This window comes from Chitinibacter sp. GC72, from assembly GCF_009760905.1.
Classification (GTDB): Bacteria; Pseudomonadota; Gammaproteobacteria; order Burkholderiales; family Chitinibacteraceae; genus Chitinibacter.
This window is the reverse complement of sequence record NZ_VIRW01000002.1, coordinates 26944-40803: the sequence shown is the minus strand read 5'-3', so window position 1 is coordinate 40803 and position 13860 is coordinate 26944. Positions and strand designations below refer to the sequence as shown.

The following is a 13860-nucleotide window of genomic DNA, read 5'->3' as shown; positions in this document are numbered from 1 at the left end:
TGCTTCTATTCTTAATAAATCAACAGGATTTATCTATATAAATACCCTTATGAAACAGCGATCTATCCAGTGGAAAAGTGCCGCGTTGCCATGCTGGCCAGCATGCCTGTGCGCTAGGGTAGGAGAATGCCGATGGCATTGTGTGGGCTGATTTGACCTTTGGTTCGGGTAAGGATATTGGGGTATAGCTCTGAAGGTAATATTGGATAAGCCCTGTAGGGGGATACCCTTGATACAGGGTCGAGCTTGGGCTTGCACAAGGGGATTTCACAAAAATTTAACGGTATAAACCGTATGTACGCCAAATTCTTAATCTAAGCTGACGTTCAGATGAGAGCAGGAGATGGCAATGGACGCGCTAGGCTGGATAATTGTGCTGGGGTTTGTGGTGTATTTGCTGGCGAGCTGGTGGGTATATCAGCGGCAGGATAGCAAGGCTGCGCCGCGTGTCGATGAATCGCTGGATTTCAGTATTTATCTGTATTCATCCCGCCGCGGGCAGGCGCCGCGACAGGATGAGATATAAGTTGATGTGGGTGTGTGTCTTAAGCTCAGCAGACGCTGGCTGATGTCTCGACCGGGTCTCGCCGCGCCGGTCAGAATTCGGGGGCGATCTGCTCGGCATAATCATACAGCGCGGCCAGAATCGCCTCGGCGCGCTCGTCGCCTTCCGGCAGGGTATCGGCCAGCCGATCAATTTCCTCGCTATAGGCTTCCAGCGTCAGCGCATTGGCGGCGCCGTCAAACAGCCGCGCGGTGCGCCATTGCTCCCAGCGCTGCGCTTCTTCTTCGTTCAGCGTGTACGGGAAATTGCGCGCCCGATAGCGGAAAAACAGCTCTTCAAGCTGGCGATCTTCAAAATGTACGATTTCGCTCGCCAGCCGCTCGCCGCTCAGTCCGCGCAAGCGGGTCAGCGTGCGCCGGTCGGGGTTGGAAACAAAGCCGCCGTACAGATTGGCATCCACGTCCTGCTTGTCCAGGCTGTCGCGCGTAAATACTTCACCCCACGGCAGGGTGGGGGCTGTCGTCAGTTTGGCCGCGTTGGCCTTGATCGCCTCCAGATTGATCTGCCAGCGCGTCAGGTCTTCCGGGCGCAATACTTTCAGATTCCCCACGACAATCGGTGATTTATTGGCGTGGATGGTTTTGATCGGTAGCCGCGTCACATCGCCCAGCTCGTCCTGCTTGCTGAACATCCGGCGGCGGATTTCTGCTGGCTCAAGCGTAAATAGCTCGCTTGGATCAAACGCCAGATCCCAGACAATAATTTCGTTTTTATTCGTTGGATGTACGCCCAGCGGCCAGACGATGGCCAGATTGCCCCGTTCGACGCCGTACATGCCCGAGATATGTACTAGCGCTCGCGGCTGGGCGACATTGATTTCGTCGAACACGCGCTGCTTGCTGCGCAAACCAAGGCAGAAATCAAACAGCTTGGGCTGCGCTGTGCGGATCAGTCTGGCCAGTGCGATGGTGGCGCGCACGTCGGATAAGGCATCGTGCGCAGCTTCGTGCGCGAGGCCGTTGGCTTGGGTTAAATGCTCAAGCTTAAAGCTGACGCGGCCATCTTCGTGTTGCGGCCATTGGATTCCGTCCGGGCGCAGCGCGTACATGGCGCGTACGACATCGAGCAAATCCCAGCGGCCGCAGCCGTTTTGCCATTCGCGCGCGTACGGGTCAATCAGATTGCGCCAGAACATAAAGCGCGTGACTTCATCATCAAAACGGATGGTGTTGTAGCCAACGCCAATGGTTTCGGCTTGCGCCAGTTCGCGCTCGATGGCGGCGGCAAACTGGTATTCGGCAATCCCATTTTCCAGGCAGAACTGCGGCGTAATGCCGGTGAGCAGGCAGGCCTCGGGCGCGGGCAGATAATCGTTGGCAGGCTGGCAGTGCAGATTGATGGCCGGGCCGATTTCGTTCAGCTGCTCGTCGGTACGTACACCGGCAAATTGTGCTGGGCGATCCAGCTTGGGGTTAACGCCAAAGGTTTCGTAATCGTGCCAGAGAAATGTATATGCCATGGTCTTTGGGTATCTGTCCGTGAGACTTGCCGGTATTGTTTTGCCGCAATATACCCACGATATTGATTGGGCGGAAATGAGCGAATGGCGTTTATGATAGCGCCCGCAGCGCCGAGTGGGAATGGAGAAAGACAAAACGCTGGACGAAAAAAAACGCCTTTCGGCGTTTTTATCTGGTTTCTGGTCGGGGCGGTGGGATTCGAACTCACGACCACCTGGTCCCAAACCAGGTGCGCTACCGGGCTGCGCTACGCCCCGACTAGAGGTTGCGAACTATACCGATGAGGCTAGCGTGCGTCAAGCTGCGATGGCCAAATTTTTCCGGGTTTTTGCCTAAATGTCTGATTTTATTTTTAATGTTTTTCAGCCGCAGCGATCGACAGAGCAGCACGCCGCGATGAAATTTTGCTAATGGCTTGTGAAAGCATTAATCTGGATTTTTAGCCTGGCAAGCAAGAAAGGTTGTGGCATGTTGTCGAAAATACTGGCGGCGATCACGCGTGCACAAGCGGGTTTTGTCGATGAACAAAACCGCTACGCTGCATTTGAAAGCCTGCTGAGCGATCTGCTGGAGTTGACCGGAAGCGAATACGGCTTTATCGGCCAGGTGCTGTTCCGTTCGGACGGGCAGCCCTATTTGCAAAGCTGTGCAATGAGCGAGATGGCGTGGGCCGATTCGGCCTTGCCCGCTTATAGCCGGCAAGCAATAAAAGGCATGACTTTCACCAATATGAAAACGCTGTTTGGTGCCGCCATGCTCAGCGGCCAGGTGGTGATTGCCAATGACCCCGCCAATGATCCGCGCTCCGGTGGTTTGCCGCCGGGACATCCGCCGCTGAACTGTTTTCTGGGTGTGCCGATTTTTTATGGCAGTACGATGGTGGCGCTGTTGGGTTTGGCCAATCGCTCGCAGGGCTATACGCCGGAGATGGTCGATGTGCTTGAGCCTTTGTCGACCACCATTGCCCAGCTGGTGGCCAGCCAGCGCTATCAGCAGGCACAGCAGGCGCAACAGGCCCAACTGATTCGCAAGGAAGCGGCAGTGCGCTCGCTCAATGAAATCGCGTCCCTGCCCAGTGATAGTGCGCAAGTGCAGTTGCAATCGGCGCTGAGCCTGGCCAGCCAGTATCTGGACTTGCCATTCGGCATTATCAGCCGCATTCAGGGCGAGCAGTACAGCATTATGGCGCAGACCTGCCCGGGGGCCGAATTGCAGGACGGCATGGTCTTTCCTTTGGGCGATACCTATTGCAGCCTGGCTTTGGCCAGCAATGAGGTGCTGCATATCGACCATATGGCGCAGTCGCCGCATGCACGCCACCCTTGTTATCAGAAATTTGGCCTGGAAAGCTATATCGGCTGCCCGGTCTGGGTGGATGGCGTGCGCTTTGGCACGTTGAACTTCTCGTCGCCGCACCCGCGCGCGCAGCGTTTTGACGGCAGTGATGATGATTTTGTCCTGCTATTGGCGCGCTGGATCGGTGTGACTTTGCAGCGCCAGGCGCGCGAAGTGGCGCTGGCGAAAAGCAGCCATTTGCTGCAGGACCTGTTTGCCCATATTTCGCAAGGCTTTGTCATGCAAGATGCCGATGGCTGTGTGATCGAGGCCAATCCGGCGGCGTGCGATATTCTGGGTATGAGCAAAGCGCAATTGCTCGCGCGAAAGTCGCTCGACCCCAGCCAAAGTGCCATCCATGAAGATGGTCGCCCATATCCGGTGCATACCCATCCGGCCATGCTGGCGATCAGCAGCGGGCAGACGATTCGTGATGCGGTGATGGGCGTGTTTCACCCGCAAAAGCAGGTTTATCGCTGGCTTAATATCGACGCCTATCCGCGTTGTCGTGGCAGCGAGCAGGACGATGACGTGGTGTACAGCGTCTTTAGCGATATTACCGAGCAAAAAGAAGCGCAGTTGCAGCGCGATTACGAGCGCGGCTTATTGTCCGACATTATCAATACGCAACCGGCCGGTGTATTCCGCTTCCGCGTGCAGCCAATTCATGAATGGCAGGAACAGGACTGGCGGGAGCCAGAGAGTATTCCTCTCTACTTTGAACTGGTCAATCAGCTTTTTTGCGAAATTTTTGAGCTCAGCGAAGCCAATTTAATACGCAGCCCAGGTTTGCTGCTGACACGTTTGCATCCAGATGATCTGATGTCATTTGCAGCGACCAATGAAGCAGCCAATTTCAATATGATGCCCTTGTATTGGGAAGGGCGGCTCTTGATTGAGGGTAGGGAGAAGTGGGTCCGCTTTGAATCGATTCCACGTAAGATTGATAACCAGTCGGTATGCTGGACAGGGCTGGTGCAGGATATAACCGAGCGGCGCATGCTCGACATGGCGATGGAGCGCCTATCACTCGTGGCTAGCCACACCAGTAATGGCGTCATCATTACCGACGCCAGCGGTGCGATTGAATGGGCCAATACGGCACTGCAGATGATGACCGGTTACAGCCTGAGCGAATTGTCCGGGCAGCGTCCGGGTATGCTCTTTCAGGGGCCGGATACCGATGCCGCCACGGTGCAATACATGGCGCAATGCCTGATGCGCAGGCAGCCCTTTGATGTCGAGCTGATCAATTATCACCGCAACGGCACGCCGTACTGGGTCAGCATCCAGTGCAATCCGATTTTTGACGGGCTTAATTTTCTGCAAGGCTTTATTGCCATCGAAAGCGATATCACGGCGAAAAAACGCGTTGAGCTGGAGCTCAGACAAGCCAGACAGAATGCCGAAGCAGCGAGCAAAGCCAAAAGCATGTTTGTCGCCAATATGAGCCATGAAATCCGCACGCCACTCAACGGCGTACTGGGCATGGCGCAATTGCTGCTGGATACGCCGCTGAACGACGCGCAACGCAAATACATCGAAACCATTCAAGCCAGCGGCGACGCTTTGCTGAGCGTAATTAACGATATTCTGGACTTTTCCAAAATCGAGGCCGGCAAGCTTGACCTTGATCCGATCGAGTTTGACCTGCACAGCATGCTCGACGATTTTGCCGATATGATGGCGATCAAGCCGCAGCAGAACGGCGTCGAGTTTTTATGCCGGATTGACGAAAATGTGCCACAGCGCGTGGTGGGCGACCCGGGCCGTATCCGGCAGATCCTGATCAATCTGACCGGCAACGCGATCAAATTTACCGCGCAGGGCGAAGTGGATGTGCATATTGCCTTGCAAGAGCAGACCGGCAACGAGATGACGCTGCGCTTTACAGTGCGCGACACCGGCATCGGCATTGCGCCTGAGCAGCTCGCTTGCCTGTTTCAGAGCTTTAGCCAGGTCGATGCCGGGATTACCCGCCGCTTTGGCGGCTCCGGCCTTGGGCTGGCGATTTCCAAGCAGCTGGCCAATCTGATGGGCGGGCAAATCGGCGTAGAAAGCCATCTGGATCAGGGCTCGGAATTCTGGTTTACCGCCCGCTTGCAGGTGGGGGAAAGCGCTTATCCGCTGGCAGTGCGCAGCGCTGATCTGAGCGGGCAGCGGGTGCTGATTGCCGAGCGGCATCGCAATAATGGCGAGCTGCTGCGCGAGCTATTGCAGCGCAAGGACATGCACCCCGATGTGGTGGTGTCTGCCCCACAGGTGCTCGATGCGCTGGCCGTTGCGCAGCAGGCCGGACTGCCCTACGCCATGCTCCTGCTCGATTTCCAGCTGCCGGGCGAAGACAGCGAACAGCTGGCGCGCCGTATCAAGGAGACGCCAGCGTTCGAGGCGTTGCCCATCGTCATGCTCACCGCGGTCGGCCAGCGTGGTGATGCTGGCCGCGCTCAGGCTGCTGGTTGCAATGGCTTTCTGAATAAACCCATACACCAGCGCGATTTGTACGAAATGCTGCAGCTGGTGATCAGAAACGGGCATTCCAACCAGCTGGTTACGCGCCATACCGTGCGCGAAATTCGCCAGTGCCAGCTCTCAGTATTACTGGCTGAGGACAATCCGATCAACCAGCTGGTCGCAGTGAAAATGCTCGAAGCCATCGGTTGCCGGGTGGATACGGCGCAGCACGGTGCAGAAGCCATCGCCAGATTGCAGCAGACATCCTACGATCTGGTGTTTATGGATATGCAGATGCCCGTGATGGATGGCCTGACTGCGGCCAGATTAATCCGGACGCAAAGCCGCTTTGACGCCATGCCGATTATCGCGCTGACCGCCAATGCCATGCAGGCCGACCGGGATGCCTGCCTGCAGGCCGGGATGAATGATTTTCTGTCCAAACCATTGAACCAGCAGGCGCTGGAAGAAAAGCTGCAGCTATGGCGCAATGGTGTGGCGATGAATTGATCTTTGGGTATGTTCTTAAAGATCTCTATCTGCATGCCCTTCAAGGCAATACCTAGTTAGGTATATCAGCTTCGGTAGGCTTTCAAAAACACCATCACCGCGCTGCTGACTTGCCGTTTGATCACTTCGGCCGTGGGCTCGGCCACGGATAGCTGCATTTTGCGCACGATACCGGCGTCGCATAGCGCAAAAAACTGCTCGGCGGCCAGTGCGGTATCGTCAATATTCAGCAAATCTGTGCCATTTAAATGCGCCAGATAGCGCGCCAGATTGGCGTGTGCAATGGCCGGGCCATTGTGCTCGATGGCTTGCCCGAGTTGCGGAAAGTGCAAGGCTTCGGCCAGCACCGTGCGAAACAGCGCCCTTTGCTGCGGATCAAGCAGGCTGATCAGCCATTGCTGGCCGATCTGTTCCAGTACCTGCTCGGGCGAAGTCTCCGAAAAATGCTCGGGTAATTCGTGCTGTTCGCTTTTACAGCACTCGCCCTGAATCAGCGCGACGTAGAGCATTTCCTTGTTTTCAAAGTAATTGTATAGCGTGCCTTTGGAGACGCCGGCGGCTTTGGCAATCTGCTCCATGCTGGCGGCGGCAAAGCCTTTGGCCATGAAAACGTCACGCGCCCCGTCGATAATTTGCTGACGCTTGCTTTCGCTGAGTTTGCTCGTGTTTTGCTGATCTGACATAACAAGGCTTCCGGAAATATATTCAATCGGCGTATTGACCGAACCGTTCAGTCAGTTTAGCATCTTTGCTCGTAAATCCCAATTCAGCGCCGCTGCCTGTTTCAAGATTGTTGTGAAGGCCGCGGCTTAGATCGTGTGTGTCCCAATGAGGAACGCAGTTCCATGTCACTCCGTTTGATGCTTTCAGTGAGTGTGTTGGCGAGCCTGCTCAGTGCTTGCGCCGTCAATTTGCCCACCCCGACTTCTGCCCAGCTCGACCCTAAGGCGCAGGCATGGCAAACCAGTCTGCAAAGCCCTCTGCAAATCAGTCAACAAAGCAGCCCGCCACTGGCTGAGCGCCTCGCCGAGCAGGCGCAGTGGTGGCAAGCCTGGAATGACCCCGTGCTCAGCCAGCTGCAAGCCGCCGCGCAGCAGGAAAACCCGACTTTGCAACTGGCGCAGGCGCGAATACGCGAAGCGCGCGCCAAGGCGTATTCAGCCAAGGCGTACTTGTGGCCGACGCTAACTGGCACGGCAGCGGGCACGCGCAGCAAGAACGAGCTGGCTCCGCCGGGGGCAATCAGCAAGGCTGGCTCGCTCGGGCTGGATGCTAGTTGGGAAATTGATTTATGGGGCGGTGTGCGTGCCGCCGAGCAAGGCTTGCTGGCCAATCTGGCCGCGCGCGAAACCGAGTGGCATGACGCACGCGCCAGTATGGCGGCCGAAGTGGCTAATGCCTATGTCACTTACCGTGCTTATCAAACCATGGGCGCGATTGTGGCGCAGGATCTGGCCTCGCGTGATCGCAGCCTGAAACTAACACAAGATAAAGAAAGCGTTGGTCTGGCCAGCCCGGTTGACGTTGCGCTGCTCGACGCCAGCAGCGCCGATGCGCAAGCACAATTGGCCGAAATGCACGAAGGGCAGGCGCTGGCGATCAAGGCGCTGGTGGCGTTGACCGGCCTGGAAGAAAGCGAAGTACGCTTGCAGCTTGCAGCCCTTGATCCAGCCGCGCAAACCATGCCACAAGCCGTGGGCTTTACCGTCGCCAGCCTGCCTGCCGAAGTGATTGCCCAGCGCCCCGATGTCCGTGGCGCGGCCGAACAGGTCAAAATGGCCGCTGCTGACGTGGGCGTGGCCGAAGTGGCACGCCTGCCATCGCTTAGTCTGTTTGGTGCCATCAGCATTGGCCGGCAGCAGAACGACGGGGTGACGGTATCGGGTAATAGCTGGTCTTTTGGCCCGACGATCAAACTGCCGATTTTTAACGCCGGGCGGCTCAAAGCCGATCAGGACGCCGCGCAAGCGCGCTACGATCAGGCGTTGGCGGCGTATCAGCAGCGCGTGCGGCTGGCCGTGCGCGAAGTGGAAGAAAACATGGTGCGGCTCACTAGCTCGGCCCAGCGCGTCGCCGCCACGCAGCGCGCGGTGGCAGGTTACCAGAAGCAGCTCGCCTCAAACGAGGCGATGTGGCAGGCCGGCGCAGCCAGCCTGCTTGATCTGGAAGTGTCACGCCGTTTCCTGCTCGGCACTCAAACCCGCCTGATCAATTTGCAACGCGAGCAATTGGCGAACTGGATTGCCTTGTATAAATCGGTCGGTGGCGAGTGGCCGCTCGATGATACCGAATTGGTTGCAAATAAATAGGGTATTGCTCCGAAGGCAATGCACCAAGCAGATTACATAAAGATACTGGAGTAGGGTAATGAATCGTTTGCTAGAACGTCTTCCCGCGCAACGTCGCATGGTGGCCAGTGTATTGGCCGCGCTGGCTGTGATTGGCATGGCTGGTTACGCCGTGGCCAATGCGGATAAAAAACCGGATGCCGCCAGCCCGGCCAAGGCGGTGCTGACCGTCAAGCTGATTACGCCCAAGGTGATGGAATGGGCGCAGAACGTGTCGGCCAATGGCAATGTCGTGGCCTGGCAGGAATCGCAAATCGGCACCGAAATCGGCGGTTTGCGATTGGTGGAAGTGAATGCGCAGATTGGCGATGTAGTGAAAAAAGGCCAGCTGTTGGCGCGCTACAACGACGAGACGATTCAAGCCGAATTACTGCAAGTGAAGGCCGCACTGGCCGAAGCCGAGGCGGGGCTGAATGAAGCGCAGGAAAACGCCAACCGCGTGCGCCAATTGGGCACGAGTGGCTCATTGAGTGCGCAGCAAATCACTCAGGCGATGACGCAAGAGCGCACCGCGCAAGCGCGCGTGGCCGCAGCCAAGGCGCAGCTGGTCAGCGCGCAGGCGCGGCTGAATCAAACCCGGATTGTGTCGCCCGACGATGGCGTGATTTCCGGCCGCAGCGCCACGCTGGGCTCGGTGAGCCAGCCGGGGCAGGATTTGTTCAAGCTAGTGCGCAAAGGACGGCTGGAATGGCAGGCCGAAGTGACCGCAACCGAGAGCGCGCGCATCAAGGTTGGGCAGGATGCGACATTAACGGTGGCCAGTGGCAAGACGCTCAGCGGCAAGGTGCGCCAGATCGCGCCGACGGTCGATACCAGAACCCGCAATTTAATTGTGTATGTTGACGTCAAAAATGACGACGCAGCGCTAGGCGCGGCCAAACCGGGGATGTTTGCCAAAGGGCAGATCGCTGTAGGGCAAGCCAAAGCCATTACCTTGCCCGGTAGCGCGATTTTGCTGCGTGACGGTTTTGCCAATGTGTTTGTGATCGACACCGCTGCTAAACAGGGCGCGAGCAAGGTGAAGCAGGTGCGCGTGCAACTGGGCCGGCAGGCGCAGGGGCTGATGGAAGTGAGCGGCATTGCGCCCAATGCCCAAGTCGTGGCGTCGGGTGCTGGCTTTCTGGCCGATGGCGATACCGTCCGTGTTGTGAAGTAATCAGCCAGCACACCTGCCCCCGCACCAGCGGCCCGCGTGGGTACTTTGTTTTCGTTGTTAAACCAAGGGTATTGCTCTGTAGCCCTTGATAATCAATATCGCTGTCGATATACCTGTGTTGGTATGTTTGCCAAGGATGCATGATGAATTTTTCTGCGTGGTCGATTAAAAACCCGATACCGGCAATTATGCTGTTTGTCTTGCTGTCCATCGCCGGGCTGTGGTCGTTCAAAGCGATGAAGGTGCAGGATTTTCCTGACATCGAATTGCCCATGGTGACGGTGACCGCCGTACTCGATGGCGCTGCGCCCGCCCAGCTGGAAACCGAAGTGGCGCGCAAAATCGAAAATTCGGTGTCGGCGCTGCAAGGCGTCAAGCACGTTTACAGCAATATCACCGACGGCGTCGTCGGTATGACGGTTGAATTCGAGCTGGAAAAACCGATCAACGAAGCGGTCGATGACGTTCGGGACGCGGTATCCAATGTGCGCGGCGATCTGCCCGCCGATTTGAAAGACCCGATTATTGGCAAGGTGGAATTCTCCGGTGTGCCGTTTCTGGTGTTTACCGTCGCCGATCCGCAGCTTGATGAAGAACAGCTGTCGTGGTTTGTGGATAACAAAATCACCCGGCTGGTGCGCGCCGTTTCTGGCGTGGGACAGGTGTCGCGCGTTGGTGGCGTAACGCGTGAAGTGCGCATCGAGCTTGACCCTGAGCGCATGAGCGCGCTGGGTGTGACCAGCAGTGATATTTCGCGCCAGCTGGCGATGACGCAACGCGACTCATCCGGTGGCCGTACCGATCTGGCGGGCGCCGAGCAGGCGCTGCGCACGATTGCCACGGTGCAAACCGCGGCCGAGCTCGCCAGCACCGAGCTGGCGCTGGGCGATGGCCGCCGCATCCGGCTCGATCAAGTCGCGATCATCTCTGATACGGTGGCCGAGCGGCGCACGATTGCCCAGCTCGATGGCAAGCCGGTGGTGGGTTTTGAAATCACGCGTTCTCGCGGCGCCAGCGAGACCGAAGTGGCGGCGCTGATTCAGAAAGTGCTGGCGCAACTCAAGGCCGAACACCCGACGCTGCAAATTACGCAGGCCTACGATATGGCCAAGCCGGTGCAGGATGAATTTGATGGCTCGATGATGCTGCTGTACGAAGGCGCATTGCTGGCGATTGTGGTCGTGTGGTTTTTCCTGCGCGACTGGCGTGCCACGCTGGTGTCGGCCGCGGCCTTGCCCTTGTCGGTATTGCCGACCTTTATCGGCATGCACTATATGGGTTTCACCCTCAATACCGTGACCTTGCTGTCGATGGCGCTGGTGGTCGGGATTCTGGTTGACGACGCGATTGTCGAGATTGAAAACATCGTGCGCCATTTGCGCATGGGCAAAACCCCGTATCAGGCGGCGATGGAAGCGGCCGATGAAATCGGTCTGGCGGTGATTGCGACCACTTTTGCGCTGGTGGCGGTGTTTTTGCCGACCGCATTTATGGGCGGCATTCCGGGTAAATTCTTTATCTCTTTTGGCTGGACTGCGGCGCTGGCGGTCATGGCGTCTCTGGTTGTAGCGCGTTTGCTCACGCCGATGATGGCGGCGTATTTGCTCAAGCCGATTCTGACGCAGGAAAAAGAAGGTCGCATTATGCAGACCTATCTGCAGTGGGCCGAGTGGTGCTTGCGGCATCGTAAAACGACGGCGGCCTTGTCGATTCTGTTCTTTGTCGGCTCGCTGGCTTTGGTGCCGCTGCTGCCCACCGGTTTTGTACCTGCCGATGATAGATCGCAAACGCTGGTGAGCATTGAGCTGCCACCGGGGGCAACTTTGCAGGATACCTTCGCGGTCACCGAGCAGGCGAGGCATATTCTGGAAAAGCAGCCTTATATCACCCGTATTTACACGGCGATTGGCGGCGGCAAGGCGGGGAGCGATCCGTTTGCCGGTGGCTCAAGCGGGGTGAACAAGGCCAGCATCACGCTGACTCTGGCTGATCGCACCGAGCGACCCGTGAAGAAAACGCAGATTGAGAAAAATCTGCGCGAAGCCTTGGCCGTCTTGCCGGGTGCGCGGGTCAAAATTGGTCTGGGGCAATCGGGTGAGAAATTGCAAATGATCATCAAGTCGGATGATCCGGAAAGCCTGGCGCTGGCGGCCAAAAATGTCGAGCAGGATTTGCGCACGTTGCAAGGCGTTGGGGCGATTACCTCGAGTGCAAGTCTGGTTCGCCCCGAGGTGATTATTCGTCCCGATATGGCCAAAGCCGCCGATCTGGGGGTGACTGGTCTGGCGATCGCCAATACGATCCGTGTCGCGACGGTGGGCGATTTTGATACCGCGCTGGCCAAGCTCAATTTGCCCGAGCGCCAGGTTCCTATCGTGGTGCGTTTGCCCGATGCATTCCGCACCGATCTGGAGGCGATCAAGCGTTTGCCGGTGCCATCGACTCAGGGTGATGTGATGTTGGGACAGGTGGCGGACGTCGAAATCTCCAGCGGCCCTAGCCTGATCAGCCGTTATGATCGCGCGCGCAATGTGATTTTTGATGTCGAACTCAATGGCCGCACCTTGGGTGAGGTCAGTGCTGAGCTCGATGAATTGCCGGCACTTAAAAATCTGCCTGCCGGTGTGACGCGCGCCGAGTTTGGCGATGCCGAAGAAATGAAAAAGCTGTTTGCGAGTTTTGGTTTGGCGATGTTGACTGGCGTGCTGTGCATTTATATGGTGCTGGTGCTGCTGTTCCGCGACTTTATGCAGCCGGTGACGATTCTGGCGGCGCTACCGCTGTCGATTGGTGGTGCTTTTGTCGCGCTGCTCATTGCCAATAGCGCCTTTGCGATGCCATCGTTAATTGGTTTGATTATGTTGATGGGGATTGCGACCAAAAACTCGATCTTGCTGGTGGAATACGCGATTGTCGCAAGGCGCGAAGGGAAAAACCGCTTTGATGCGCTGATGGATGCGTGTCACAAACGGGCGCGCCCGATTGTAATGACGACGATTGCAATGGGCGCGGGGATGTTGCCGATTGCGCTGGGCTGGGGGGCTGATTCGAGCTTCCGTTCACCAATGGCGATTGCGGTGATCGGCGGTTTGATCACCTCGACTTTCCTCAGCTTGCTGGTGATTCCGGTGGTGTTTACCTTTGTCGATGATTTCGTGCAATGGTGGGCGCGTAAACGCGGTAAAACGCAGAGCGCATAGCATCTGAGGCTTTGCCTTGGCAAAGCCTCAGATGGTAACCATACATGCATGAGTATATTTCTATACATCAATGCATTTATGGCTTATATAGATATACCCTTAGGCTTTTAGGTAGCGCTCAAACACAAAGCCAAAATCCTTGACGATGTATTTCTGCTGCGCAGCAGACAGCCAGCTAAAGGCGGTTTGATTGAGTTCTTTAAACGCTTCCACCACCGGCGTGCCGCCGACCTGACCGCGACCCAGTGTGGTGGCGGCAAGCTCAAGGCTGGCTTTGGCGTTGTCATGCATCAGCTCGTTCTCGTGCATGATTTCGGCGATGCGCAGCAGCGATTTGTACAGGTCTTTCAATTCTTCCAGATGCTTTTTATGCACGTCGATCGAGAATTCCTTATGGCCGAAAGTGAATTTGATCTCGATGTCCATATCCACCGTGCCAGCGGTTTCCAGATGCACATTGGTGATCGGATTTGAATGATAGCTATAGCGATAGAGCATGCGCTTTTTGCTCATTGCGCTGGTGCCGTCCAGATGAATCAGCGCTTTATTGGTAAAGCAGTATTCATCGGTTTTGGATTTGATCAGAAAGAAAATCTTCTCGCTGTCTTCGTGAAATACATAATCATCGGCGTCGACCTTGTCATAGTCTTCCACTTTAACGACCGAGCCAATATCGCTCAATCCCAGTGCATCTGCGGCTAATTTACCAAACATGGCGGCTTCCTTTTCTTGAGTGAAGAGACCTGACCAGTCTAGTCAAAAATCGGGCTGTGGTGGATTTTTTGCTGACCTTGCTATTTGGCGCAAATCGCGTTTACTAAAACCATCTTCG

The 13860-nt window shown here is 56.6% G+C and carries 8 protein-coding genes and 1 tRNA gene; 5 read left to right on the top strand and 4 right to left on the bottom strand.

Going from position 1 to position 13860, the window contains the following annotated elements; translation table 11 throughout:
- Positions 1–349: 349 nt before the first annotated feature.
- Complete coding sequence (locus FLS37_RS01875; protein ID WP_157314234.1) at positions 350–526, top strand: hypothetical protein; 177 nt, start codon at positions 350–352, stop codon at positions 524–526.
- A gap of 70 nt (positions 527–596) precedes the next feature.
- Here the strand turns inward: FLS37_RS01875 and sbcB are convergent, their stop codons facing one another.
- Together sbcB and FLS37_RS01865 are read right to left on the bottom strand one after the other, a co-directional pair.
- Positions 597–2024 carry an exodeoxyribonuclease I gene (sbcB, locus tag FLS37_RS01870; protein ID WP_157314233.1) on the bottom strand — a complete coding sequence of 476 codons (1428 nt, stop codon included), beginning with the start codon at positions 2022–2024 and terminating at the stop codon, positions 597–599.
- A 181-nt stretch (positions 2025–2205) separates the two neighbouring features.
- Positions 2206–2282: transfer RNA gene (locus tag FLS37_RS01865), tRNA-Pro, on the bottom strand.
- 211 nt (positions 2283–2493) lie between these two features.
- Here FLS37_RS01865 and FLS37_RS01860 point away from each other — a divergent pair.
- Positions 2494–6324: a response regulator gene (locus FLS37_RS01860; RefSeq protein WP_157314232.1), complete on the top strand. Its 3831-nt coding sequence runs from the start codon at positions 2494–2496 to the stop codon at positions 6322–6324.
- Between the two features lie 65 nt (positions 6325–6389).
- On the opposite strand, the gene FLS37_RS01855 is transcribed toward FLS37_RS01860, so the two are convergent.
- A complete protein-coding gene (locus tag FLS37_RS01855; protein ID WP_157314231.1) occupies positions 6390–7007 on the bottom strand; it encodes a TetR/AcrR family transcriptional regulator in 618 nt (205 codons plus the stop codon).
- 162 nt (positions 7008–7169) lie between these two features.
- On the opposite strand from FLS37_RS01855, the gene FLS37_RS01850 reads away from it, so the two are divergent.
- The 3 genes from FLS37_RS01850 to FLS37_RS01840 all read left to right on the top strand — a co-directional run bounded on the left by FLS37_RS01850 (position 7170) and on the right by FLS37_RS01840 (position 13028).
- Positions 7170–8633: an efflux transporter outer membrane subunit gene (locus FLS37_RS01850; RefSeq protein WP_157314230.1), complete on the top strand. Its 1464-nt coding sequence runs from the start codon at positions 7170–7172 to the stop codon at positions 8631–8633.
- Between the two features lie 58 nt (positions 8634–8691).
- Complete coding sequence (locus FLS37_RS01845; protein WP_157314229.1) at positions 8692–9828, top strand: efflux RND transporter periplasmic adaptor subunit; 1137 nt, start codon at positions 8692–8694, stop codon at positions 9826–9828.
- Between the two features lie 140 nt (positions 9829–9968).
- On the top strand, positions 9969–13028 hold the full coding sequence (locus FLS37_RS01840; RefSeq protein ID WP_232522463.1) for an efflux RND transporter permease subunit: 3060 nt from the start codon (positions 9969–9971) through the stop codon (positions 13026–13028).
- Positions 13029–13127: 99 nt separating this feature from the next.
- Here FLS37_RS01840 and FLS37_RS01835 read toward each other — a convergent pair whose 3' ends face one another.
- Positions 13128–13742: a PH domain-containing protein gene (locus FLS37_RS01835; protein ID WP_157314228.1), complete on the bottom strand. Its 615-nt coding sequence runs from the start codon at positions 13740–13742 to the stop codon at positions 13128–13130.
- Positions 13743–13860 lie beyond the last annotated feature (118 nt).

Excerpts from the sequence above, each read along its gene's own strand:
- FLS37_RS01875 (WP_157314234.1), top strand. The coding sequence starts at position 350 with ATGGACGCGCTAGGCTGGATAATTGTGCTGGGGTTTGTGGTGTATTTG.
- sbcB (WP_157314233.1), bottom strand. The coding sequence starts at position 2,024 with ATGGCATATACATTTCTCTGGCACGATTACGAAACCTTTGGCGTTAAC.
- FLS37_RS01860 (WP_157314232.1), top strand. The coding sequence starts at position 2,494 with ATGTTGTCGAAAATACTGGCGGCGATCACGCGTGCACAAGCGGGTTTT.
- FLS37_RS01855 (WP_157314231.1), bottom strand. The coding sequence starts at position 7,007 with ATGTCAGATCAGCAAAACACGAGCAAACTCAGCGAAAGCAAGCGTCAG.
- FLS37_RS01850 (WP_157314230.1), top strand. The coding sequence starts at position 7,170 with ATGTCACTCCGTTTGATGCTTTCAGTGAGTGTGTTGGCGAGCCTGCTC.
- FLS37_RS01845 (WP_157314229.1), top strand. The coding sequence starts at position 8,692 with ATGAATCGTTTGCTAGAACGTCTTCCCGCGCAACGTCGCATGGTGGCC.
- FLS37_RS01840 (WP_232522463.1), top strand. The coding sequence starts at position 9,969 with ATGATGAATTTTTCTGCGTGGTCGATTAAAAACCCGATACCGGCAATT.
- FLS37_RS01835 (WP_157314228.1), bottom strand. The coding sequence starts at position 13,742 with ATGTTTGGTAAATTAGCCGCAGATGCACTGGGATTGAGCGATATTGGC.